Source organism: Bacillus sp. EKM420B, from assembly GCF_011065565.1.
GTDB classification, from domain to species: Bacteria; Bacillota; Bacilli; order Bacillales; family Bacillaceae; genus Bacillus; species Bacillus velezensis.
The window spans coordinates 411,094-434,981 of the sequence record NZ_JAAMNX010000002.1 but is presented as its reverse complement, the minus strand read 5'-3'; the positions used below and the strand labels follow the sequence as shown (position 1 = coordinate 434,981).

29 protein-coding genes are annotated in these 23,888 nt (G+C 46.2%); 9 read left to right on the top strand and 20 right to left on the bottom strand.

Annotated features, from left to right (window positions below):
* Positions 1–13: 13 nt before the first annotated feature.
* Entirely contained in the window at positions 14–1,378 is a 1,365-nt protein-coding gene (locus tag G9F48_RS07200) for an MFS transporter (RefSeq protein WP_165409273.1), read from the bottom strand.
* Positions 1,375–1,941 carry an isochorismatase family protein gene (locus G9F48_RS07195; RefSeq protein ID WP_007614320.1) on the bottom strand — a complete coding sequence of 189 codons (567 nt, stop codon included), beginning with the start codon at positions 1,939–1,941 and terminating at the stop codon, positions 1,375–1,377. Before G9F48_RS07195 ends, G9F48_RS07200 begins: the two co-directional genes overlap by 4 nt.
* A 252-nt stretch (positions 1,942–2,193) precedes the next feature.
* On the opposite strand from G9F48_RS07195, the gene G9F48_RS07190 reads away from it, so the two are divergent.
* Both G9F48_RS07190 and G9F48_RS07185 read left to right on the top strand, forming a co-directional pair.
* Positions 2,194–3,405, top strand: coding sequence for an ammonium transporter (locus G9F48_RS07190; protein WP_165409272.1), 1,212 nt, complete (start codon positions 2,194–2,196; stop codon positions 3,403–3,405).
* A 17-nt stretch (positions 3,406–3,422) separates the two neighbouring features.
* A complete protein-coding gene (locus tag G9F48_RS07185; RefSeq protein ID WP_003151222.1) occupies positions 3,423–3,773 on the top strand; it encodes a P-II family nitrogen regulator in 351 nt (116 codons plus the stop codon).
* Positions 3,774–3,825: 52 nt separating this feature from the next.
* Here the strand turns inward: G9F48_RS07185 and ftsW are convergent, their stop codons facing one another.
* Complete coding sequence (gene ftsW, locus G9F48_RS07180; protein ID WP_003151221.1) at positions 3,826–4,980, bottom strand: putative lipid II flippase FtsW; 1,155 nt, start codon at positions 4,978–4,980, stop codon at positions 3,826–3,828.
* A 164-nt stretch (positions 4,981–5,144) separates the two neighbouring features.
* On the opposite strand from ftsW, the gene G9F48_RS07175 reads away from it, so the two are divergent.
* Entirely contained in the window at positions 5,145–5,720 is a 576-nt protein-coding gene (locus G9F48_RS07175; RefSeq protein ID WP_128574478.1) for an undecaprenyl-diphosphatase, read from the top strand.
* Between the two features lie 17 nt (positions 5,721–5,737).
* Here G9F48_RS07175 and G9F48_RS07170 read toward each other — a convergent pair whose 3' ends face one another.
* Together G9F48_RS07170 and G9F48_RS07165 are read right to left on the bottom strand one after the other, a co-directional pair.
* On the bottom strand, positions 5,738–6,160 hold the full coding sequence (locus G9F48_RS07170) for a VanZ family protein (protein WP_070082500.1): 423 nt from the start codon (positions 6,158–6,160) through the stop codon (positions 5,738–5,740).
* A gap of 91 nt (positions 6,161–6,251) precedes the next feature.
* Complete coding sequence (locus G9F48_RS07165) at positions 6,252–7,121, bottom strand: M23 family metallopeptidase (RefSeq protein WP_165409271.1); 870 nt, start codon at positions 7,119–7,121, stop codon at positions 6,252–6,254.
* A 138-nt stretch (positions 7,122–7,259) separates the two neighbouring features.
* Between G9F48_RS07165 and G9F48_RS07160 the strand changes: the two genes are divergently transcribed.
* Together G9F48_RS07160 and G9F48_RS07155 are read left to right on the top strand one after the other, a co-directional pair.
* Positions 7,260–7,751, top strand: a complete 492-nt coding sequence (locus tag G9F48_RS07160) for a GNAT family N-acetyltransferase (RefSeq protein ID WP_101563124.1) — start codon at positions 7,260–7,262, stop codon at positions 7,749–7,751.
* Positions 7,748–8,197 carry a DUF5362 family protein gene (locus G9F48_RS07155; RefSeq protein ID WP_003151216.1) on the top strand — a complete coding sequence of 150 codons (450 nt, stop codon included), beginning with the start codon at positions 7,748–7,750 and terminating at the stop codon, positions 8,195–8,197. Before G9F48_RS07160 ends, G9F48_RS07155 begins: the two co-directional genes overlap by 4 nt.
* 31 nt (positions 8,198–8,228) lie before the next feature.
* Here G9F48_RS07155 and G9F48_RS07150 read toward each other — a convergent pair whose 3' ends face one another.
* The gene (locus G9F48_RS07150) at positions 8,229–8,666 is read right to left on the bottom strand and encodes a DUF5392 family protein (RefSeq protein ID WP_007614328.1); all 438 of its coding nucleotides are present in this window, start codon (positions 8,664–8,666) and stop codon (positions 8,229–8,231) included.
* A gap of 220 nt (positions 8,667–8,886) precedes the next feature.
* Here G9F48_RS07150 and cls point away from each other — a divergent pair, with 220 nt between their 5' ends.
* The 4 genes from cls (at position 8,887) to xynA (ending at position 12,702) form a co-directional block, all read left to right on the top strand.
* Positions 8,887–10,335: a cardiolipin synthase gene (cls, locus tag G9F48_RS07145; RefSeq protein WP_007407575.1), complete on the top strand. Its 1,449-nt coding sequence runs from the start codon at positions 8,887–8,889 to the stop codon at positions 10,333–10,335.
* Between the two features lie 213 nt (positions 10,336–10,548).
* Positions 10,549–10,959 carry a hypothetical protein gene (locus G9F48_RS07140; RefSeq protein WP_047936269.1) on the top strand — a complete coding sequence of 137 codons (411 nt, stop codon included), beginning with the start codon at positions 10,549–10,551 and terminating at the stop codon, positions 10,957–10,959.
* A gap of 320 nt (positions 10,960–11,279) precedes the next feature.
* The gene (locus G9F48_RS07135; RefSeq protein ID WP_165409270.1) at positions 11,280–11,666 is read left to right on the top strand and encodes a DUF5362 family protein; all 387 of its coding nucleotides are present in this window, start codon (positions 11,280–11,282) and stop codon (positions 11,664–11,666) included.
* A gap of 394 nt (positions 11,667–12,060) precedes the next feature.
* Positions 12,061–12,702, top strand: a complete 642-nt coding sequence (xynA, locus tag G9F48_RS07130; RefSeq protein WP_007407578.1) for an endo-1,4-beta-xylanase XynA — start codon at positions 12,061–12,063, stop codon at positions 12,700–12,702.
* 24 nt (positions 12,703–12,726) lie between these two features.
* Here xynA and G9F48_RS19715 read toward each other — a convergent pair whose 3' ends face one another.
* From G9F48_RS19715 to spoIID, 14 genes are all read right to left on the bottom strand, one after another.
* Positions 12,727–13,038 carry a hypothetical protein gene (locus G9F48_RS19715; protein ID WP_238785807.1) on the bottom strand — a complete coding sequence of 104 codons (312 nt, stop codon included), beginning with the start codon at positions 13,036–13,038 and terminating at the stop codon, positions 12,727–12,729.
* Between the two features lie 37 nt (positions 13,039–13,075).
* Entirely contained in the window at positions 13,076–13,480 is a 405-nt protein-coding gene (locus G9F48_RS07120) for an Rrf2 family transcriptional regulator (protein WP_156735449.1), read from the bottom strand.
* A gap of 140 nt (positions 13,481–13,620) precedes the next feature.
* Positions 13,621–15,330 carry an urease subunit alpha gene (ureC, locus tag G9F48_RS07115; protein WP_014305996.1) on the bottom strand — a complete coding sequence of 570 codons (1,710 nt, stop codon included), beginning with the start codon at positions 15,328–15,330 and terminating at the stop codon, positions 13,621–13,623.
* Positions 15,327–15,701, bottom strand: coding sequence for an urease subunit beta (gene ureB, locus G9F48_RS07110; protein WP_003151199.1), 375 nt, complete (start codon positions 15,699–15,701; stop codon positions 15,327–15,329). Before ureB ends, ureC begins: the two co-directional genes overlap by 4 nt.
* Complete coding sequence (gene ureA / locus G9F48_RS07105; protein ID WP_156735448.1) at positions 15,698–16,015, bottom strand: urease subunit gamma; 318 nt, start codon at positions 16,013–16,015, stop codon at positions 15,698–15,700. Before ureA ends, ureB begins: the two co-directional genes overlap by 4 nt.
* Positions 16,016–16,368: 353 nt before the next feature.
* Positions 16,369–16,557, bottom strand: coding sequence for a CsbD family protein (locus tag G9F48_RS07100; RefSeq protein ID WP_003151197.1), 189 nt, complete (start codon positions 16,555–16,557; stop codon positions 16,369–16,371).
* Between the two features lie 73 nt (positions 16,558–16,630).
* Positions 16,631–17,110: a hypothetical protein gene (locus tag G9F48_RS07095; protein ID WP_065982538.1), complete on the bottom strand. Its 480-nt coding sequence runs from the start codon at positions 17,108–17,110 to the stop codon at positions 16,631–16,633.
* A 120-nt stretch (positions 17,111–17,230) separates the two neighbouring features.
* Positions 17,231–18,361 (bottom strand): response regulator aspartate phosphatase, encoded by a 1,131-nt coding sequence (locus G9F48_RS07090; protein ID WP_165409269.1) that lies wholly within the window; start codon positions 18,359–18,361, stop codon positions 17,231–17,233.
* A 190-nt stretch (positions 18,362–18,551) separates the two neighbouring features.
* Positions 18,552–19,577 (bottom strand): GTP 3',8-cyclase MoaA, encoded by a 1,026-nt coding sequence (gene moaA / locus G9F48_RS07085; RefSeq protein WP_165409268.1) that lies wholly within the window; start codon positions 19,575–19,577, stop codon positions 18,552–18,554.
* Positions 19,578–19,594: 17 nt separating this feature from the next.
* Positions 19,595–20,383, bottom strand: coding sequence for a formate dehydrogenase accessory sulfurtransferase FdhD (gene fdhD / locus G9F48_RS07080; RefSeq protein ID WP_014306001.1), 789 nt, complete (start codon positions 20,381–20,383; stop codon positions 19,595–19,597).
* A gap of 94 nt (positions 20,384–20,477) precedes the next feature.
* The gene (locus G9F48_RS07075; RefSeq protein WP_003151191.1) at positions 20,478–20,642 is read right to left on the bottom strand and encodes a hypothetical protein; all 165 of its coding nucleotides are present in this window, start codon (positions 20,640–20,642) and stop codon (positions 20,478–20,480) included.
* An 86-nt stretch (positions 20,643–20,728) separates the two neighbouring features.
* Positions 20,729–21,409 carry a VWA domain-containing protein gene (locus tag G9F48_RS07070; protein WP_015387578.1) on the bottom strand — a complete coding sequence of 227 codons (681 nt, stop codon included), beginning with the start codon at positions 21,407–21,409 and terminating at the stop codon, positions 20,729–20,731.
* A 309-nt stretch (positions 21,410–21,718) separates the two neighbouring features.
* Positions 21,719–22,405 carry a VWA domain-containing protein gene (locus G9F48_RS07065; RefSeq protein WP_003151188.1) on the bottom strand — a complete coding sequence of 229 codons (687 nt, stop codon included), beginning with the start codon at positions 22,403–22,405 and terminating at the stop codon, positions 21,719–21,721.
* Between the two features lie 263 nt (positions 22,406–22,668).
* Positions 22,669–23,700 (bottom strand): stage II sporulation protein D, encoded by a 1,032-nt coding sequence (gene spoIID, locus G9F48_RS07060; protein ID WP_070082508.1) that lies wholly within the window; start codon positions 23,698–23,700, stop codon positions 22,669–22,671.
* Positions 23,701–23,888 lie beyond the last annotated feature (188 nt).

Here is a 23,888-nt window from a genome sequence, read left to right as displayed (position 1 = left end):
TTTTTCGCGCCTGTTAAGAGGCTTTTTTGAGGAGAACCGAAAACCGGAACGCCATCAAAAGGCTTAGGGCGCCGACAACGATAAGAATCGTCCCAAGCATATGAAAATGGCCGGCGGTAATTTCTTTTCCGAAAAGAATGCCCAAAATGACAGAAGACAAAATCGAACCGAGATACCGGCAGGTCTGAAACAGGCCGGACGTTGTTCCGACCATGTCGGCGGGGCTCGCTTTCAGCATGGCCGCCTGAAACGTGACATTTCCGAAGCCGTAGCCGACACCCAGCACCGACAGGATCAGCCCTTTTCCTATCATGGGCGCCTGAAGGAAGAAAAACGTTAACAGCACCGCTCCGAGCGCGGTCAGGCAGGTTCCGGCAACAATCGGCTGAAGAAGCCCTTTCTTATCTATCCATTTTCCGGTCAAAGGCGACACCAGAATACTCATGCCCGACATAAACAGCATAATCAATCCGCTTGTCTGAACGGACAAATGCATTTCATCCTGAAAATAGCTCGGAAGCCCGAAAAAGATGCAGTAAAAGAATATATTCAGCAAAATAAATTGAATATACACCGACGATAGTTTCCGATGCGTTTTAAACAGCCTGACATCAATAAACGGCTTCTCCGTTTTCAGCTCGCGCCAGATAAACAGCCCGACAAACAAAAGCCCGAATACGCCTTCTGTATAGTGAGGCTTCGTACTGAAGGACAATAAAAACGACAGGAGAAGGATAATCGCTCCGGCAAACAGAAGTATCCCGATCGTATCAAGCTGGCGGAGCACGCCTTTCAAGCCGCCGATCTCGCGTTTTTCATCTTTCGGAAACATATACATTCCGAGAAAAAAGCTGAGAATGATAAACGGCAGATTGACGAAAAAGATTGCCGGCCACCCTCCCCAAACGATCAGAAAACCGCCGAGAGTCGGACCGAGCGCCGTCATGGCTGATGCAAAGATTGACAGGACGGCCAGTGCCGAAGCCTGCTTCTCCTGTATATTTGAACGGATCAATCCGACGCCGGACGGATATATCGCGCTGCTTCCGATCGATTGAAAAAGCCGCATGATCAGCAATGTCATAAAAGTCGGCGCAAACGGCGCGCCGACCGCCGAGACGGCAACAAGCAGAAGCCCGATCAAAAACAGCTTCTTCCTGCCGAGCATATCACCGAGCTTCCCGGTAACAGGCTGCGCCACCGCGCTGGCAAGATAAAAGGACGATATCAGCCAGGACACCGTTGTAAACGACAGGTGAAATTCATGCTGAATACTGTGAAGCGCAAGAGAAATCATCGACGAGTTCAATGGGTTCAGCATCGTCCCCGAAGCCACGGCCGTCAAGAACAGGACGCGGCTTTTTTTGGAGAATGTCATTTTGTCTGTGCGATAAATTCTTCCGTCGTCCGGCTTCTGCCGATTTTCGGGAAGATAAACTTGAGTGTCGCTTCGTGCTGTTCATCGCTGAATGTCGCCATCGCGTCAGTTACGAAAACTTGCTGATACCCGAGCTGAAAAGCTTCCCGCGCCGTGCTTTCCACACCGATGTTTGTCGCAATCCCGCATAACACAATCGTGTCGATTCCCCGTCTTCTGAGCTGAAGATCCAGGTCCGTGCCGAAAAACGCGCCCCACTGCCGTTTTGTTACCGTATAATCGTTTTCTTTCACTCCGATTTCAGGCACAAATTCAGCCCAATCCGCCGGCGGAGCCGAATGGCCCGCCGCCTCTTCATCCGTCAGCGGCTTCAGCGCATCCGCTCCGTCATGAAAATCCACGTTCACAAAGCTGATAAATCCACCTTTTTCCCGGAACACATCAATTAATTTTTTCGCGTTCGGCACAACGGTACCGCTTTTATCCATCGGCACAATGCCTTTTTGTAAATCAATAATGACCAAAGCCGTTTTTTCAAATTGCAGATTCAATGATGTTGTCATAATGATTCCTCCTGATGCAGTTAGTGTTTCTCACCCCGTTTATTTTACTCTTTCCCGGACAGGATTTCTTCCGCCATGCTCCGGCGCTCTTTTTATGGATATAAAGTCGCATGACACCCCTTTGAAAAAGCGACATTATGAACGCAAAAAACCATGTCAGATAACCTTACACGAAAATGTTTTATCGTTCTTTTTTCTCTATAATAATGAATTAATCACGATTACATTTTGAATGAGACGGAGGAATACAACATGCAGATGGGCGATACAGTATTTATGTTCTTTTGCGCTTTACTCGTGTGGCTGATGACCCCCGGGCTGGCTTTGTTTTACGGCGGAATGGTAAAAAGCAAAAACGTGCTCAGCACGGCGATGCACAGTTTTTCTTCCCTCGCCATCGTATCCGTCGTTTGGGTTTTGTACGGATATTCACTTGCTTTTGCCCCCGGGAATACATGGCTTGGCGGGATTGAATGGGCCGGGCTGAATGGGGTCGGCTTTGAACCCGGAAGTTATAGTGATACGATCCCGCATTCATTATTCATGATGTTCCAAATGACGTTTGCCGTACTGACGACGGCCATTATTTCCGGAGCATTTGCTGAACGCATGAGATTCAGTGCTTTTCTTGTATTTTCCTTTTTGTGGGCTTCCCTCGTATATACGCCCGTTGCGCACTGGGTATGGGGCGGCGGCTGGATCGGCCAAATGGGCGCTCTTGACTTCGCAGGCGGAAACGTCGTCCACATTTCTTCCGGGGTCGCCGGGCTCGTGCTGGCGATTGTGCTCGGGAAACGCAAGGACGGCACGGCGGCTTCGCCTCACAACTTAATTTACACGTTCTTGGGCGGGGCGCTCATTTGGTTCGGATGGTTCGGCTTCAATGTCGGCAGCGCCCTCACGCTTGACAGTATCGCGATGTTTGCCTTCATTAACACAAACACCGCGGCTGCGGCCGGAATTATCGGCTGGATTTTAATCGAATGGATGCTGAACAAAAAACCGACCATGCTGGGCGCTGTATCAGGCGCTATTGCCGGGCTTGTCGCCATTACGCCGGCTGCCGGGTTCGTTACGCCGTTCTCTTCCATCGTAATCGGCTTCATCGGCGGGCTTGTCTGCTTCTGGGGCGTGTATTGGCTTAAAAAGACTTTCGGATACGATGATGCGCTTGACGCTTTCGGCCTGCATGGAATCGGCGGGACATGGGGCGGCATCGCGACCGGTTTATTCGCCACCACTTCCGTCAATGACGGCGGGGCAAACGGGCTGTTTTACGGCGATCCGGGACTGCTCTGGAAGCAGATTGCGGCCATTGCGGCAACCTATGTATTTGTATTTATTGTCACTTTCGTTATCATTAAAATTGTAGGTCTGTTCATTCCCCTCCGCGCCAGCGAAGAAGAAGAGTCACTTGGGCTTGATTTAACGATGCATGGGGAAAAAGCATATCAGGACTTATAAAGTGAGGAGTGGCTTAGATGAGCGGTCAAATGTTCAAGGTAGAAATCGTTACGCGTCCGGCTAAGTTTGAAACATTAAAACAGGAACTCGGTAAAATCGGAGTCACATCGCTGACCTTCTCCAACGTACACGGCTGCGGCCTTCAAAAAGCTCACACCGAACTGTACCGCGGAGTCAAAATTGAAAGCAATGTGTATGAACGGCTGAAAGTGGAAATCGTTGTCAGCAAGGTTCCCGTTGATCAAGTGGTGGAAACGGCGAAAAAAGTGCTGAAAACGGGAGAGCCCGGAGACGGCAAAATATTCGTCTATGAAATCGGAAACACGATTAATATCCGCACCGGAGAAGAAGGACCGGGAGCTTTATAAACAGACAGAACGCCCGGAAACAGAAATATTCCGGGCGTTTTTTCTGGCTTCATTAAAAAGAAGAAGCCTTTTTTTCATGCGGGGCAGGACGCTTATGCCGTACGGTTTGTTTTTTCGCATATGTACTGATATTGACCAGTATGCCGCACAAAAACAGCGTCATAATCAATGAAGAACCGCCATAGCTGATAAACGGAAGCGGCACACCCGTAACCGGGAGGAGTCCGCTCATCGCTCCCAAATTCAAGACAACCTGAAACATTAATTGAAACGTAATTCCGATGGCAAGAAGCTTCCCGAACGGGTCATCAGCCCGCACGGCCGTTTTTACGCCGAGAAGCATTAACGCAAAATATAATCCCAAAACGATCAGAACACCGAATATCCCCAGCTCTTCGCTGATCACGGCCATAATGAAATCGGTATGCGCCTCAGGCAGATAGTTCATTTTTTCAACACTGTTTCCAAGCCCTCTTCCGAAAAACCCGCCTCCGGAAATAGCAAAATAGGATTGAATCAGCTGATAGCCGTCCCCGTTCGCGTCACCAAACGGATTGGTAAAGGAAACGAGGCGCTTCACACGATAGGAAGCAGAAAAGGCGAGATAAACAACCCCCGACACCGCCGTCGCGCCGAGCACGAACAGATGGCGCTTTTTCAAGCCGGCACATAATAAAATCGACCCGCACGCCGCCAGTATTAAGGAAGCCGTCCCTAAATCAGGCTCCGCCAAAGTCAGCAGAAAAGCGGTCCCCAAAATCACTAAAGGCGGCAGAACCCCTTTCACAAATTGATGAATGTACGGCTGCTTTTTCGTATAAATCGAAGCGAAATACAAAATCATGGCGATCTTAGCCAATTCAGACGGCTGTACGACAAGCGGGCCCGCTCCCAGCCACCTGCGGGAAAAATTCCGCTCCAGCCCGATTCCCGGTATCAATACGAGCAGCAGCAATACCAGCGAACCGACCACAAACAGCGGTACAAGCCGCGCATACCGCTTATACGGCAGACAGGCGGCAAATAGAAATAAGCATAATCCGATCAGTAAAGAGGCACTTTGTTTATGGAAGAAATAGGATGGATCTCCGTACCGCTGAGACCCCATCACATCACTGGCGCTGTACACCATTAACAAGCCGAATCCGCAAAGCAGCATAATGACAAACACAAGCGGCAGATCGGCGTTTTTCAAACGTTTCAGCAACGGACAAAACTCCTTCGGCTATTCTTTTCCCGCATACTTGACGCACAGTAATACAGTCACGTTTCATTCTGTTTACTTTTTTATGATTATTTTTAATACCAATTGTGTCTCATAGAAAAAAGCATTACACTGTTCATATAAAATAAAGATAAAAGGTGATATTTGTGAATTACGAACTATTTAAAGCGATCAATGGTTTGTCGCACCATAGTGCCATTCTCGACTCTATCATGGTATTTATAACGGAATACGCCATTTACGCCTACGCCCTTTTCCTGCTTGCCATGTGGCTGTTCGGAAGCACAAAAGGCAGACAAAACGCCCTGTACGCGGGCTTCACGGGTGTTGCGGCGCTTATCATCAACTACCTCATCACGAAAGTCTATGTCGAGCCGCGCCCCTTTGTCGAGCATACGGTTCATACGCTGATCCCTCATGCCGCGGATGCTTCATTTCCGAGTGACCATACGACAGGCGCTTTGGCGATTTCAATTGCGATTCTGTTCCGCAACAAAAAACTCGGCTGGCCGCTTGTGATTTTCGGCCTTTTGACCGGCTTCTCAAGAATTTGGGTCGGCCATCATTATCCGATCGATGTGCTCGGAAGCATTGTCGTTTCCCTCATTGTCGGATTCCTGCTGTTCAGATTTTCAAATGTGCTTCGTCCGATTGTCGATCTGATCGTGCGAATCTATGAAAGTATCGTTCATAAAAGCAAATCGACAAACCATAATATATAAAAAAAAGCCGGCGTCTGTCACAGACTGCCGGTTTTTGTATGTTTGGCTGTATGCTTTTTCCTTTGTAAAGCACAGAATGCGGCAATGCCGAGACTGTCAATCATCACATCGCGGAGGCATCCGTTTCTGCCGAAAAAGAGCTGGACGATTTCTGTCAGGAAAGCGGCGGCCAATGCATACAGCACCGCCCTCTTCATGCGCCTGCGCTCCCTGAAAAACAAATAGGCGAGCACAAAAAATGAAAACGCGTGCCCAAGCTTTTGAATCGCCGCTTCCGGTATGGCGAGCTCCGCCATATCGAACACAAAGAAACCGGACACATCCGGATGGGACGTGAAACGGAAGGACACCGTCTGCGACACAATCATATCGTGAAAGCTTTCAGTCAAAGCAGAAACGAAAACAAAGACGAGCCACCCGGCCGCCAGACATTTATTCATTCAGCATCTCCTTCGTTTTCTACTAGTATAAAGGCACATGCGGCAATATGAAAAGCGCCTATCAGAGCTGATAGGCGCTTTGGGATTAAGATTACTTGCCCGAATCTTTCATTGAGCCGTCATCTTTACCATCTGTCTTGTCTTTTGTGCCGTCCTCTTTGTCACCTGGTTTTTCTTCGGTTTCTTTTTTAGGCGTCACATCTTTTTTCTCGGAAGACTGCTGAATTGACCCTTCCGTTTCTTCTGTTACAGCGTTTTTCTCTTCAGCCGCCGCTTTTTCAATTGATGTTACCGGCTTGTCCATAAAATTGAGCGGGTTCATCGCTACGCCGTCCTTGCGGATTTCAAAGTGCACGTGATTTCCGCTTTCTTCACTGTAAAGATTTTTTCCGGATTTACCGATGACCTGGTTCTGCTTTACTTTGTCGCCCTGGTCCACGCTGACTTCAGATAAAGACTGATAGACAGTAGACAGGCCGTCTGAGTGTTCAATTTCAACCACATACCCCAGTACAGGGTCTTTAGCAGCTTTAACAACCGTACCGCTCAGAGAAGCAGAAACATCAAATGATTTTCCGTCTTTCTCAGCTAAGTCAATTCCTTTACTGAGGCTGTACGTGTTATTATAGTTAACAAGTGCTGCTTCTTTCTCTTTTTTTGCGGCATCAGATTCGTAAAATTTTTTCACAACAGAAACATTTTCAGAATGAGCAGCCGGCATTGCGACGTTTTCCATTGACTTGCCTACTTCGACGGCATCGTCTTTGCCGCTGTCATACGCGGAGTCTCCGCCGTTGTTCGTCAGATTGTCCTTCACATCATTCGAAACGGATTGATACCAAAGGACAGCTGTTAAAATGACGGCCGCACTGACTAAGTAGATTGCAGGGAATATCCAGCGTTTGCGAAAAAACCGCTGAAGTTTTTTGACTTGAGAAGTTTTCTTTTCTTCCTCTCTCATTTGTTCATCACCTCAGCAACATTCTGAACACTTTTCTGAAAATATATACACATCCATAAAAAACTTTTTTGGAAGTAGTATGTGCAGATTGCACTTGATTATGTAATGAAATGTGAAGGGAGATCCCGGAATATGAATTTGACCCTGCGCAAAGCCGTATTGGAGGATTTAGATGCGGTGGTGGCCATATACAACTCGACGATTGCCTCACGAATGGTAACGGCTGATACGGAAGAAGTGACGCCCGCAGACCGGATGGATTGGTTTTTGCGGCACACGGACCGGCGCCCGCTGATGGTCGCGGAAGATGAGACCGGCAAAGTGGCGGCCTGGATCAGCTTTGAAACGTTTTACGGCCGTCCGGCCTATGACAAAACGGCGGAGATCAGCATCTATCTGCATCAGGATTGCCGCGGCAAAGGAGCAGGAAGCTTTTTGCTGAAAGAAGCCCTGGCACTCGCTCCGACAATCGGCATCCGCAGCCTGATGGCTTTTATCTTCGGACATAACGTGCCGAGCATTAAGCTGTTTGAAAAATTCGGTTTTACCGAATGGGGCGTATTCCCGGGTATCGCCGAAATGGACGGAAAACGATATGACTTGAATATTTTAGGGAGAGAACTGTCATGATCACCATCGATAAAGACAAAGACGAAAACCAGCCGCTCAATAAAAAAGCCCGTTCCCTTGCCGACATCGCCAAATGGGGAAAGATCACCGCCGTGTTTCTGATCATCACGGGCTCTCTTTCCGCTCTGTCAGCCATTGTGACGCTGCTCGGAGCCATTCCGGGTGTTCTGCTCATCATTTCCGGCGTCATGCTGATGCGCTCGGCAAAAGCGGCTGCCGCCCTTCAGGAAGGACTAGAAGAAAACGCGGAAGAAAATATGCTTGCACATTACGCGTCATTTATCAAAATGCAGTTTTTTTACGCGGCATCCAGTGTGGTCTTGGGCATTCTCGCTTTTATTTTAGTCGTCATCTTCGCTGTCATCGGAATTATGGCTTATTACAGCACTGATACGTATGACACGCCTGATTCATATTACTATGAGAACGACCCTGTGTTTGAATGACAAAAAGAGCTGATCGCGCGTCAGCTCTTTTTTAATAAAGCATTTCTTTTTTCCGGTCTTCTTCCGTTAAAAATTCAATAAAGCTCTTCATCGCAGACGGCTCCTCGGCAATCAGCCGGGTATAGGCGCTTTTCCGTTCCTCAGACAGAATATCGCTTTTTCTGATCCTGTTCAGCATATAAAGGCGGATCGTTTTTTGCACCTGTTTCCGCTGATAGCCGGCTTCCTTAAAAAACGCAAGACCCAGAGCCGCAAGGAGGGCAAAAATGCCGGCCGATACGAGAGCTCCTCTCCCGGAAGGGGCCTGAATCAAAAGCGATGCCAGATGAAACAGACTAAAAGCGGCGAGCGGGAAAGCAAGAAAACGGTAAATGATGCTTTTTTTCATCAGCGGCGCGATGGCGATTTGTATTTTCTGAATTTCTTTTTTTATGAATCCCGGCAATTGTTCCGCATGCTCCAGCTTCATGCCCTCTCCCCTTTGCTGTCATTTTTGTCTTCTTTTTCATATATGCATATTTTACCGCACCCGGAACTTTCTTTGAAAGAAAACTGCATTCATCTTTGATTCCGGCTCTTTATTCTTTCAAAATGTCAATGTTATAATTTGAAATGGGAATCAGATTGCTGCACTTGTCGGAATACTAATGGGCACAGTCTTGATAAATATGATATAGCGGGGTTGCAAAGTGAGCATTTCATTTATTTTATTCGGATTTTTTTTCGTTTTAAATATACTTTTGGCCGTCATCATGATTTTCAAAGAAAGACGCGATGCCAGCGCTTCATGGGCTTGGCTCTTGGTTCTTTTTTTTATTCCCATTTTAGGGTTTATTTTATACCTGTTATTCGGCCATAACCTGAGACGCAAGCATCTGTTTCAATGGGAAGACCGTAAAAAAATCGGGATAGAAAAGCTGCTGAAGTCTCAGCTGAAAGATCTGAAGTCGAGGCAATTCCAATTTAACAACAGGGCGACTGTGGATAATAAAGACCTCATCTATATGCTTGTCATGAACAACCACGCAGTCTTTACAGAGGATAATTCGGTGGAGATTTTAACGGACGGGCGCGATAAGTTCAAACGCTTAATGAAGGACATTTCCAACGCAAAAGATCACATTCACCTTCAATACTATATTTATAAAGGTGATGAACTGGGAAAAAAATTGCGCGATGCCTTAGTGAAAAAAGCACGGGAAGGCGTAAAGGTCAGAGTGTTATATGATGAACTCGGTTCAAGATCACTCAGAAAAAAATTCTTCAAACCGCTGCGGGACGCCGGCGGCCATGTGGAAGTCTTTTTTCCTTCCAGGCTTCGTCCGATTAATTTGCGGCTCAATTATCGGAATCACCGCAAGCTCGTCATCATTGACGGCGAAACCGGCTATGTCGGCGGCTTTAACGTCGGAGATGAATATCTCGGCCTGAATCCGAAATTCGGCTACTGGCGCGATACGCACCTCAGACTTCAAGGCACGGCGGTACACGCCATTCAGACACGGTTTATTCTCGATTGGAACCAAGCCTCCCATCACCATACGCTCACTTACGTTCCGAATCATTTTCCGGAATGCGAGCCGAAGGGCAATGTCGGGATGCAGATTGTCACAAGCGGACCTGATTCAGAATGGGAACAAATTAAAAACGGCTATATCAAGATGATCTCAACGGCCAAACGATCGATTCTGATTCAGACGCCTTACTTTATTCCAGACTCAAGTCTTTTGGACGCCCTCAGGATCGCCTGTCTGTCAGGCATCGACGTCAAAATCATGATCCCGAACAAACCGGATCACGCTTTCGTTTACTGGGCGACTTTATCTTACATCGGCGATCTTTTGAAAGCCGGAGCCTCAGTCTACATTTACGATAACGGCTTTATTCATGCAAAAACGATTGTCGTTGATGATGAGACGGCTTCAGTCGGTACGGCGAATATCGACGTCAGAAGCTTCAGACTTAATTTTGAGGTCAACGCCTTTATTTATGACGTCACCATCGCGAAAAAACTCATTTCCTCATTTAAAGAAGATCTGCTCGTCTCCAGAAAATATACGTATGAAGAATATCAGGAGCGTTCGCTGCGGATCCGCATTAAAGAATCGATTTCAAGACTTCTGTCGCCGATTTTGTAAAATGATAAGCATTAGCTTATTTCACCTTTAAAAGACGTGTATAACCATAACAATTTTGGTTATACACTCATTTAAAGGTATAAACAGCCAAATTTTCATGAGTATTCGCACTTGTCTTTTTATAAATTTAAATTAAACTATTTTTAAAATTGGAATATACATTGATTAATTTATAATATATAGTAAAATATTTCATAAAAGGAGGAAATTATCATGAAAAAAATCTCAATTTTATTATCGGTTGTTGTTCTTTCACTAGGCCTTCTGAGTATTCCGGTTGGTAAAGCTCAAGCAGCTACAGGCCCGTGGACTGAAGTTGGAAAGAAAGGCTGTAAGGTCAGAGTTTGGGTTGACGCTTATACATATTCTAAAAAAGCATCTACAATTGATTGGTATGGAGAAACTAACGGTAAATGCGGAACATTAAATTATACTGCTTATCTTAGAGTCTCAGAGGGCGCTTCACAATATCAATTAAAAGGCTCATTCTCAAAAAGAACTCCTACAAAATCATTCTCTATCAATAAATTAAGAAAAGAACACTTTAGCAGAAACCGAGTTGCGGTTACACTTAATATTGGATCTTATGAAGTACAATCACACACAATAACTGTTAAATGGTAGCATCATGACCCTTCTTTCTGGAACTGACTTTTTTTAGATTCTTACTAAAAAGCTATTTACCGCTGATAGAATCAGCACTCTTTTGCTTTTTGCACTATTTAATTGAAGATGAATAAGTTATACAACAAGTAGTTCATAAATAGAGCTTTTTCAGTTGGTTAATGACGATTATGTCTACTTGTTGAACACCATCCCTTCAATAGACAGTCATAACAGGTAAAAACGGACACGGCTTGAAAAAACACATTTTATATTCAAAAGAATGACCGAATAGTGTATAAATGAAAAGTGAGTATTTTTTTGTAAAGGAGTGCCATAGTTTGAAACCTGAATCAGTGAATCGTTCGCTTATTTCTATTTCGAAATGGGGAAAAGCGACAGGTATTTTATTTATTATTATAGGCGCGTTTGCGGCGCTGTCGGGCGCGTTTTTCTTTTTAATCGGAGCCATTCCCGGCGTTCTGCAGATGATTGCCGGCATTTTTCTGATGCGCTCGGCAAATGAAGCGGGACAGATGGCGGCGCAGTTCAATGAACTGACAGAGGAACATATGCTGGAGAATTATGCAAAGTTCGTGAAAATGCAGGGGATCTACCTGATCGTGACGGTCGGCTTGTCCGTTCTCGGTATCGTTCTCTTCATTGTCCTCATGACGCTCGGCATCGTGGACGGCGTGTTTAATAATATTGATGCCAATACATATTAAAAAGGAAAATCCCGGCGCATCCGCCCGGGATTTTTTCTTATTCCGCTTCTCCGACAACGGTAAAGTTTTTCTGCTTTGGATTTGCCAATACGGCGGCGAACAGCATTGACGCTGTATGCAGATATTCTTTCGGCAAAAAAGTTTTTTCAAATAAAACGTTTCCTCAGAGTTTCAACTGAAATCACTCAGTTCTGCGAAATAAGGCTATGGCGGTACAAGACCACTCATCATACAGTTTTTGGGTCTTTGTAATTAAATTACAATTGTTCTTAATATTCACTCATGTATTCATGCTATTATATTGAAAGGAACGATCAAAAGCGTTGGCGTTTGTTAAATATTTACGAGTGCTGCCTCATGTCAAAGTCAGAAAAAATAGTATAGGAGGTAACATATGTTTAAGTTTAAAAAGAAATTCTTAGTGGGATTAACGGCAGCTTTCATGAGTATCAGCATGTTTTCGGCAACCGCCTCTGCAGCTGGCACAGATTACTGGCAAAATTGGACTGACGGGGGCGGGACAGTAAACGCAGTCAATGGCTCTGGCGGGAATTACAGTGTTAATTGGTCTAATACCGGGAATTTCGTTGTTGGTAAAGGCTGGACTACAGGCTCGCCATTTAGAACAATAAACTATAATGCCGGAGTTTGGGCGCCGAATGGCAATGGATATTTGACTTTATACGGCTGGACGAGAGCACCTCTCATCGAATATTATGTGGTGGATTCATGGGGTACTTACAGACCTACCGGAACGTATAAAGGTACTGTAAAGAGTGATGGAGGTACATATGACATATATACAACGACACGTTATAATGCACCTTCCATTGATGGCGATAACACTACTTTTACGCAGTACTGGAGTGTCCGCCAGTCGAAGAGACCGACAGGAAGCAACGCTGCAATCACTTTCAGCAATCATGTTAACGCATGGAAGAGCCATGGAATGAATCTGGGCAGTAATTGGGCTTATCAAGTCTTAGCAACAGAAGGATATAAAAGCAGCGGAAGTTCTAATGTAACAGTGTGGTAACAGCTCATCTTTAATGAGGGGCAGCTAACGGGCTGCTGATCGTTCCTTGAGAAATTTTATAATGATTGTGAAGAGGCGAACGGTTTTGGCATTACCGGAGGCAGGATATTCTCCATCAGTTTTTTTAGCGCGTATTAAAATAAGAGTTCCGTCTTTTTTTGGTAACCCGCTTACAACAGACACCTTCACATAAGCCTTAAGCAAAATAAAAATATCCTGGTTACCACCTCCTTTAGTTTCGGAGGATTTCTTCATTAAACAGATCGCAATCCCGCATCCAGGCTTGTCTGAATATAGAGCCAAAACCGTGATTTCCTCATTATCCATTGTAACCATTTCCGTTACACCTCTAGCGGCATGAACCCATCTCTTTTTAACAAAAGAGATGATTCATTACATCATAAAGGGACTTGCTCGCAAGTTCATTCTCCATTGCCCGCTGTACGCTTCCGAACGTCTCATCGAGCGCGCGCTGAATATTTTTGCCGACCGGACAGTCGGGGTTCGGATTGTCGTGAACCGCAAAAAGCTCTTCCTTATTCTGCACCGCCCTGTAAACCTCTAAGAGGGCGATCTCCGACGGATCTTTTTTCAGGCTGGCTCCCGGAACACCCGCCCGGGATGTCAGAATACCCGCTTTTTTCAGCTGGCTGATCGTTCTCCGCACTACGACGGGATTGGTGTTTACGCTGCCCGCAATCATGTCCGATGACGCCCGTTCATCCGTTGAGATCAGCGATAAAATGTGAATGGCCACAGCAAGACGGCTGTTAATCATGTTTTTCACCACCGTTGTAACCACAATGGTTACATTTCATTTGTTTGTCAACTACTAATATACACTAAAACGGGCGGCAGGATGAAATCAAGTTGGCAATAGAGGGTAAACAGGCCGGCGGGAAACCGGCCGGAGAGGGATTAAAATAAGAAATAACGCTGTCCTAGCGGAACATAACTGACGGGCTGGCATGCCAGCTCTTCTCCGTCGGCGAACACCTGATAGGTTTTCGGATCGACATGTATATTCGGCATCGCGTCATTCAGCTTCATGTCGAGCTTACTCAGCTTACGGATATTCCGTACGGGAGAAATCATTTTTTCAAGGCCGAGCTTTTCCGGCACACCGTTTGCGATACCGGCCTGGGACATAAATGTAATAGAGGTATTTCGGTTTGCTTTACCGTAGGATGCGTACATCTGCCGCATAAACACGGGCTCAGGCGTCGGAATGGAAGCATTCGGATCTCCCATCTGGGCGCGGGCGATCATGCCGCCTTTGAGCACAAGTTCAGGTTTGACACCGAAGAAAACCGGGTCCCATAGTACAAGGTCTGCAAGCTTTCCTTTTTCAACGGAACCGACTTCATGGCTCAGGCCGTGAGTGACAGCCGGGTTGATCGTGTATTTGGCGATATAGCGTTTGGCGCGCACATTGTCATTGCCGTTTTCTCCTGATAGAGCGCCGCGCTGTTTTTTCATTTTATCGGCCACCTGCCATGTCCGGATAATCACTTCTCCCACCCTGCCCATCGCCTGCGAGTCAGATGACGTCATGCTGATCGCGCCGATATCGTGCAGAATATCCTCCGCCGCAATGGTGGCCGCTCTGATGCGTGAATGACTGAACGCCACGTCTTCAGGCACTTTTGAATCTAAATGATGGCAGACCATCATCATATCAAGATGCTCATCCATCGTGTTGACGGTATATGGAATCGTCGGCGTCGTAGAGGACGGCAGGATATTGGCGTAAGATGCGAGTTTCATAATATCCGGTGCGTGGCCTCCGCCGGCTCCCTCTATGTGATATGTATGGATAACCCGGTCGCCGATCGCATCAAGCGTATTTTCTAAAAAGCCCGCTTCATTTATCGTGTCTGTGTGGATCGCCACCTGAATGTCCGCCTCATCCGCTGCTTCCATGCAAGCTTTAATGGCGCTTGGCGTTGATCCCCAATCTTCATGCAGCTTCAGGCCGATCGCGCCTGCTTCCACCTGCTCGATCAGCGGCGCTTTATCGGATGCATTTCCTTTTCCTAAGAAACCGACATTGATCGGAAACTCCTCGGCCGCTTCCAGCATTCTCGACATGTACCATGCACCGGATGTACAAGTCGTCGCTTTACTTCCCGTCGCAGGACCTGTTCCGCCGCCGAGAAGCGTGGTCACGCCTGAAGAAAGCGCGACTTCCATCTGCTGCGGGCAGATAAAGTGGATATGCGTATCCACCCCGCCGGCCGTTACGATTTTCCCTTCGCCGGAAATGACTTCTGTTCCTGCACCGATAATCATGTGCGGGTCCACCCCATCCATCATATCAGGGTTGCCGCTTTTCCCGACGCCGACAATCCGGCCGTCCTTCACCCCGATATCCGCCTTGACGATTCCGGTATAATCCAGGATGACGGCGTTTGTAATGACCAGATCAAGCGCTCCGTCTTTCCCAGTGATACGCCCGTTCTGCCCCATGCCGTCCCGGATTGTTTTCCCTCCGCCGAAAATCATTTCTTCCCCGTAATTCGTGAAATCTTTTTCGACTTCAATCCATAAATCCGTATCTCCGAGTCTGACTTTGTCTCCCGTTGTCGGTCCGAACAGTTCTGCGTATTGCTCACGTGACATTTTCATCGGATCGCCTCCTCCATCCATCCGGCTTTTTTAAGATTTGACAGCGTCTTCTCTTTTCCCCGCTCATCCATATACGTATCGGCCATGCCGTTGAGGCCTCTGACCGTTTTTCGCCCTCCGATTTCCACGAGCGTGACGGTTTTCTCTTCTCCCGGTTCAAAACGGACAGATGTGCCTGACGGGATATCAAGGCGCATGCCGATTGCTTTGTCCCGATTAAAGGAAAGGGCGCCGTTGGCTTCGGCAAAATGAAAATGCGATCCTACCTGCACTGACCGTGTTCCGTTATTGGTGACTGACACCTCCAGCGTCTTCCGGCCTTCGTTAATGGTGATGGTCCCCTTTGCGACTTGTATCGCTCCCGGCTTCATGACTTCACCTCCGATTTGATCGGCTGATGAACGGTGACAAGCTTAACCCCGTCCGGGAACGTCGCTTCCACCTGAATGCTGTCCAGCATTTCCGCAACGCCTTCCATAACGTCTTTTTCCGTCAATACATTGCGGCCGGATTCCATCAGCTCAGCAACGCTTTTTCCGTCTCTCGCGCCTTCCATCAGATAACAGGTCAAATATGCGGCGGCTTCGGGATAATTCAGCAGAACGCCGCGCGCCTTCCGCTGCTTAGCGAGCTCTCCCGCCGTAAAAATAAGCAATTTTTCTTGTTCAACCGGTGTCAGTTTCATCTGTATTCCCCCTTAGTGATAGTCAAACACAATCCGCATGGTCATACCGAAACGATGCAGGCGGCCGTCACCCCCTTCACCTCATGAAATGTTAAGTGATAAAAGTTATTCGACGGTGAACGGCCCGATTCCTTTTGCAGAAATGACCGATTTCTCATTTTTTTCTTCAACAAACGTTTAATCAAATGTGAAGAAAGGTTACATTCTTTGTGAATATTATAAAGAAATTGCCGGAGAATTTATAGAATATTTAAAAATTTAGTGAATATTAACCAAACGAACTGGAATTTTTGTCATTTCTCATAACAAAAAGCCCAAAATATTTTGGGCTTTTGCTGTGTTTCACGATCAAATTAATCGTCACTGAGTTTATCTTTCGTTTTACCGACACCCTTTTGCAGGCTGCCTTTCGCTTTGTCTTTTTTACCTTCCGCTTTTAAGTCGGACTTGTTTGCCATGTCGCCGGCTTTGTCCTTTGCTTCCCCTTTCATTTTGTTCATACCGCCTTTTACTTTGTCTTTTAAACCGTTATCTTCACTCATGATCTCTTCAGCTCCTTTTGTTTTTGTGTACTTGTTTTCTTCCCTTTCAGCCTGATAGCAAACATTTCAACTCTCAATTATTGATTTCACAGCGTTCCCCGTAGCGGATCACTTTGTAAACGGCCAATCCGTCTGACAGCTTATTATCCCCGTATTGCACGGGCAGAAGAGCAAAGAAAACATAATAAGTTGAAAAATAGACAAATTGGTAAAAAAATAAGTTTGGCTCAAGGACATCTTTTATGATCAGCAGATTTATTAAAAAAATAGAAGCGAGATTAAACAGACAGCCTCCGGAATAGACGAGCGCGCTCGTCAGGCGGTTATCTATCCGCAATTCGCCGAACTTGCAGAAAGAATCTATGAAGTAGATACGCCGAACCTGAATCGGCCCTACTTTTAAAAGACGTTTCCCCATTCCGATATCCAATGACGCCTTGCCTCCGAACAGCATGGCCATAAAGCTGTGTCCCGACACATGGATGACAGACACCATCGGGAGAATGATGAGAAATGAAACGAAAAACTTTATCATATCATTAAATCCGAACAACAAATCCCTCCTTCCCATCGTACTTTTTTCCCTCTTTGCGATTTTTCCGATTTTTTCTATGATCAAACGTCCTGATGTGCATAAAAAAATAACCATCTGCTGATCAGATGGTTAAGAAAATTATATATCGTATAAACACTGTTCTTTTTGAATGTTTTCTCTCATGCGAATCGCCTTTTCATAAAAATACGCCGCTTCTTTATATTGCTCATGTGCGCTTGTGTAAACGGCGGCCTCCAAGGCGAAATCTTCAATATACACATACAGCGATTTTTCATTCATATAGTCAAACACTTCATGAATTAAATCCATATTGAGAGACTCCAAATAAAGCGCTTGTAAAAACTTATACTTCTCTAAACTGAATCGGTCGCCGCGTTCTTTCGCGATCATGATCCCTCTTTCATAATAGGTAAGGGCCGCTTGGTCATCATGCAGCCTGAAAAGGGTGTGCGTTAAGCTGAACAGCGCCTTCGGAAGCTGTTCAAGCTGATGCTCTTCAAAAACGGGAACCGCTTTTCTAAAGTACCGGGCCGCTTCATCCAGATCCCGCTTTTCAGAATAACAATTCCCCAGATTGTAAAGCGAAGACCCGATCAGGCGGGGCTGTCCTTCAAGCAAAGAAAGGCGGAGGGCTTCGTCTAAATGCTCAAGCGCTTTGTCGTAGTTTTTACAGTCGATGTAGTTTCCTGAGATGACGAAATGGCATTGAATTCTCCGCACTCTGTAAAAATCGTGTTTCATATACGTATCCAGCGCCTGAATCCCGTGATTCATGGAAAAATGAGTCTGCTTCATGACGTAAAACACTTCAGACATCTTGAAATGGAATTCCGCCCTCTCTATATCATCCTCGACAAATGAAAGGAGTTTTTCCGCTTTCCGGTAAAAAGAAATAGCCGCAACATAGTTATTGTGATCGAATTCATACATTCCTCTGAACAAATGGAAATAATACTCAGACAGTCCTGATATACTGTCCGTGCTTTCGATCGTCTTTTGCAGCTCGCTGTACTGAATCTGTGATTGTTCGGTGCATTCCGGCTTGACGTAATTAAGCATAATATGATGGCGGTAGCTGATCAGCTGATAATATAACAGCAGCAGCTGGTCTTCCTCCATACGTTGTATATCCTCATCAATTTCCTCTTTCAGCTTTATGGCATCAGCCGCTTGAAACGCTAAAATGTGCTTGTACCATTTGTTGATCTTGACTCCAACTTGAGATGACGGAATCTCGTATGCGGTCATGCCCCTTTCACAACCTTTTCTAATTTCTATTGGTTATATTTTAACATATTGTATGGCTTTGGAATTGCATAACTTGATTGTCCTGCATCAAAATTCCTATCATATATTTCGGCTGTCACCGGTATTTTTTGAACAGACCGCTCTCATAATGTGAATAAAAAAGCCTGCCCTTGTCCGGGCAAGCTTTTCTTCATCCGCCTATATAAGACATTTCCACTTTCTTTTTCCCATCCGTTTTAGAAAGCGCGCGGTCAATTGAATACTGATCCGTGCGATTTCTCCAGACAGAAGCGATGGATTCCGTCAATTCATCATCGGTCAGACCGCCGCGCACGAGTTTCCGAACATCATAGCCGCTTGACGCAAACAGGCACGTAAACAGCTCGCCTCTCGCCGACAGGCGCGCTCTGTTGCAGGAGGCGCAGAATGCATCCGAGACGGAGGAAATCACGCCGATTTCGCCGGAACCGTCAAGATAGCGGAACCTGGAAGCGACCTCTCCTTTATAATTCGCTTCTATCGGCTCCGTCGGCATGTGCTGGTTGATCAGATCAATAATTTCGGCCTTCGTGATCACGTCTTTTTTATTCCATTGATTCGTATTGCCTACATCCATAAATTCAATAAACCGGAGAATATGACCCTTTTCTTTAAAATAGCGGGCCATCGGCAGGATATCTTTTTCATTGACGCCCTTTTGAACAACCATATTGATTTTCACACCGAGTCCGGCCGCTTTTGCCGCCTCAATGCCCTCAAGCACCTTTTTCACCGAAACGCCGCGGCCGTTAATGGCCTTAAACCGCTCATCCTCTAAAGAATCGAGGCTGACTGTCACTCGATGCAGCCCCGCCTGCTTCAGTTTTTCCGCATACACGGGAAGCAGAGAGCCGTTTGTCGTCATCGCGATATCTTTAAGTCCGGGGATGCGCGCAAGTTTTTTGATCAATTCAGGCATATCTTTTCTCATGAGCGGCTCTCCGCCCGTCAGCCTGATTTTTTCAACGCCGAAGCGGCCGACAAACAGCTTCGCAAGCCGCTCAAGCTCCTCGAAGGAGAGCAATTCCGTCTTTTGTAAAAATGGATAATCCGGTCCGAATAATTCGGCTGGCATACAGTACGTGCATCTGAAGTTGCAGCGGTCGGTTACAGAGATACGAAGATCCCTGAGCGGCCTTTCCTTTTTGTCTGTCACCCGGCGCGTTTCTGTATTCATAAGCCCAAGACCCCTTTCTATTGTTCAACCCGTTCAGGATGTGTGTATACGTTAAATGATCCGTTTCTGACAAAACCGATCGCGGTGATGTTCAGCTCTTCCGCCATTTGCAGCGCGAGCTCCGTCGGCGCCGATTTTGAAATGACAATCGACACGCCGATTTTTGCGGCTTTTAATAAAACCTCTGAGGAAATCCGGCCGCTGAAGACGATCAGCTTGTCACGGACGGGCATTCCGTTTTTCAAACAGCAGCCGTACAGCTTATCCAGCGCGTTGTGGCGCCCGATATCCGTCCTCATCAAGAGCAGCTTTTCCGTATCGCACAGCGCTGCATTATGGACGCCGCCCGTTTCCCGGAAGGTGCCGCTTCCGCTTTGCATCTCCTTCATCAGGCGAAGGCACGTCTCAGGAGTTATGGTAATCCGGCTGACGGCGGTTTTGGCCGTTTTCACATCCTGCTGAAAGTAAAAATGGCGGCCTTTCCCGCAGCATGAACCGATGACCCTCTTCGTATAGTCTTTTTGCTCAAGCACTCCGGGATTCGTCAGTTCAACATATGCAAACCCGAGACTTTCATCTATAGTAAAGCTTTTGATCTCTTTTTCAAAACGAATGACGCCTTCTGATGCGAGAAATCCGATGACGAGTTCCTCTAAATGGTCAGGCGTGCAGACGAGCGTAACAAATTCCTGCCCGTTCACCATGACGGTCAGCGGATACTCTGAAACCATCCGATCTGCCGTCTTTGTTAATACCCCTTTTTCATAGCGGTATATGTCTCTTACCGCTGTTGTTTTTTCATCCACTGTTTTCCCCTCCGCAGTATCCTTCTCTTTTATTCTTCCACAATCCCTGTATTTTGTCGAATTTGCGGTTTAAAAAAAGAGCCCTCTTCGGACTCTATGTTTCATTGCGATGATGTCTGCTCAGAATGGTGAATAAAATAACTGCGGCGATAATGGCCAATATGCTGACGAATATGAAGGCGGCAAGCTTCAGAAAAATCCCTATCAGAACAAAAACGACTGCCGCCAGCACCAATATAATGCCTGCTCCTTTTAACAACAGCGTTCATCTCCTTTTATCCGTATCATTCCCGCGGTCCCGTTTTCTAAACAAAAAAAGACGCCGCGCGGGCGTCCTTTTTTAACCTATTCTTTTGCTAAATCCTTTGCAGCGTCTTCCCAAGCCTGTTTAAACTCGTCCGCGCTGTCAGCTGAGACATATGTGCCGCCTCCCGCTTCCGCCGCTTTTTCAAGGCTTTCGCTTCCTTTCATGCCGAAGTTGAAGCCGATGATATTGACGACCGTGTTGACATTCGCTTTACGGAGTTTTTGAATTTCGGCCTGAGGATTCCCGCCGCATGTTTCTTCACCGTCTGTGATCAGATATACGACGTTTTTCCCTTTAGCGCCGGCTCGCTCAAATTCTTCACGTGTATCAGAAAGCGCTTTCGCTATCGGTGTCCAGCCGGTCGGTTTAATCTTGCTGAGTGATTGCTCAAATGGAGTCACGGCGTACGGCTGAAGGCCGTATAACGTTTCTGTCGCGTTACATGATACGGCTTTGCCTGAGTTTTTATTATTGCCCTTATGCCCGAATACCCGAAGCATCAGATTCGTGTCTTCAGGAAGAACTTCCGCAAAAGAAGTGACAGACTCTTTCGCAACATCTATTTTACGCTCTCCCCCTGTTTTTTGTATCATGCTCCCGCTTGCGTCAAACAGCACGGCGACGTTTGTTTCTTCGTGCTTTTTCTCAGCTGCAAAAACAGGTGATCCGAGTGAAAGCGTTAAAAGTCCGACAATCCCCGCAGTGAACATTTTTTTCATTTCCTTCATTCCTCTCCGTTTGTTTTTGGCCGATGGGCCCCCGGCTCTTCTCTATGCTAGATGAGGAGTATGCAAAAAGATATAGGGCGGGATTCCTTTTGTATAAGCGGCTGTACGCCGTTAAAAATGAACAGAATTATGCGCATCATCCTAAAAAGATTGGATAAATGATGACAGATTTAATGCCTTTTTCGCCCTTTTTGTAATATAAGTCCGGAATCTGATTCTTTTTACAGTTTTCTCTTCATCTTTTCTTGAAATTTTTGTTAAATAAAAATAAAAAAAAGGGCCGCTAAACGGCACCTTTTCTTATTTCGCTAATGAACTCGCTTCCATCGTAAAGATGCGGTTCATATCCTTTTGGCTGTGAGCTTCGTAATATTTTCCTCCGCCCGCACCGGCAATTGCGTGAAGCTGTCCGTTGAAGCCTTCTTTAAAGTCAAAGCCGATCACGTTGACTTTAATATGATGTTTGCGAAGTTCTTTCGCTGTCTTAATAGGATCTCCGCCGCATGTCTCCTCACCGTCTGTCAACAGGTAAACGGATTTAAAGCCGAATTTATGAACGCCGTTAAAAGAAGCCTTCGCATCTTCTAATGCTTTTGCAATCGGTGTCCAGCCCGTAGGCCCGATTCCGTTCAGAGAGTTGAGGAAGCTCTGTCTGTCAAACTTTTGGAATCCGTATACACCGCGAATGGATTCACAAGATTGAACTTTGCCGGAGTTTTTATTATTGCCTTCCGAACCGAAAACCGTCATTCTGACCTGTGATGTAGACTTAATTCGATCTGCAAAACGGACGATTTCATCTTTTGCCATATTGTATTTAGAAACGCCGTCAATCCGTTTCGCCATACTGCCGCTCGCATCAAGCAAAATGGCGATATTGTTTTTAAATAAAAATGTCTTCTCGTTTGCATTCTCGGCAGCAAAAGCAGGAGATGCAGCAGTCAGCATCAATCCGAGCATAATTATGAGTGAAAGTGTTTTTTTCATTGCTTCTTCCCCTTTTCAATAGATTTACGTTCAACGCCGAACAATATTTATCGTAAATGAGATGAAAAGGGAAATAAATAGGACGGCGTTCCTCATTATTTTTGCGTATATTCACATAGATGCGGCATTTTTATCAGTGATTTTCACCCGGCGCTCAGCCTTCAGACGGCATTTGTCAGCCTTTAGGCTTTCGTTATATGAGTCTGTTGGTTGCTTTACCGTTTATGGAATAGTTTTCAAAAAACAGACGCTCATGAAAGCGTCTATTTTTTCGCCATATATTTGTTTAAAAATGAATCTGCTTCGGATATGTCCACTCCCTGATAATAATGCTTGACGATGTCCGCAACGGATTTCCCCTGCTCCGCCATGTAATTGGCCCCGTACTGGCTCATGCCGACGCCGTGGCCGAATCCTTTTGTCGTAATGGTGATGCTGCCGCCGTTCCGTTTCCATTCAAAGTCGGCAGAACGGAGTCCGAGTTTTTCCCGGATGTCTCTTCCCTTCAGCTTTTTGCCGTTTATGACGGCCGTCGCCACTTGATGGCCCGGCGTTCTGGCTGTAATCTGCCCTACCGTGTTTTGCCCCGAGAGCTGTACGCCGAGCTTTTGCTGAAACTCCGGCACACTGAAGGTCTGGGTGGCGAGATATTTCGGCGATTGCTTATCCCACGGACTTTTCACGCTCTTTAAATAAGGAATGGCGCTTGTCCAATAGGCTTCCGCATTTTCCGTATACCCGTTGCTCGTAGAGAAGAAAGATGCCTCAATCGGCTTGTTGTCGTACGTTAAAATCTTTCCTTGCGTGCCTGCGACCGCGTTTGTGATTTTCTTGAGGTTGTGTGCGTACTTAGAACCCCATTCTTTTTTCAGCTGGCTTTTGCTTTGATAGACTTGGAACATTTGCGTATCATCCACCAGTGATCCTTTCGGCGCCTGAACGGCTGAGTCAGCGACCATCAGTCTGACGATGAAAGTCCGGGCGGCGAGCGCCTGGGCTTTTAAGGCTTCCGGTTTAAAGGTTGCGGGCATTTCGGAAGCCACGACACCGATCACGTACTCTTCAAGCGGAATGTTCTCTACAGAATGTTTGGATGTCCGATAAACCGGAATGGATACAGGTGATTCTTTCAATGTTTCTGCTCCTTTTGTTTCTCGTATGGTGTGTGCTGTTTTGTGCCCGGGCTCTCTGTTTACGGCTGCTCCTTTTTCCGCCTGAAACGGAAGGACGAGAATAGTGGGGACAAGAAGAATAAGTATACACAGCCCGGATAGTAGAAATACAATCGGTTTCATATATCAGCTGCCTCCTGCTTGGGATTCGACTCTACTTCATCTTATGGGCAGGGACAAGCTAATATGACTTCCTTTTGGACAGAATCTTTATTCCATTTTTCAGGCGAAAAACGTATTCTTTTTTGAAAATCAGAGCATAATAATGATGATAAAACCATAAAAAAACAGTATGCCAGATTGACATACTG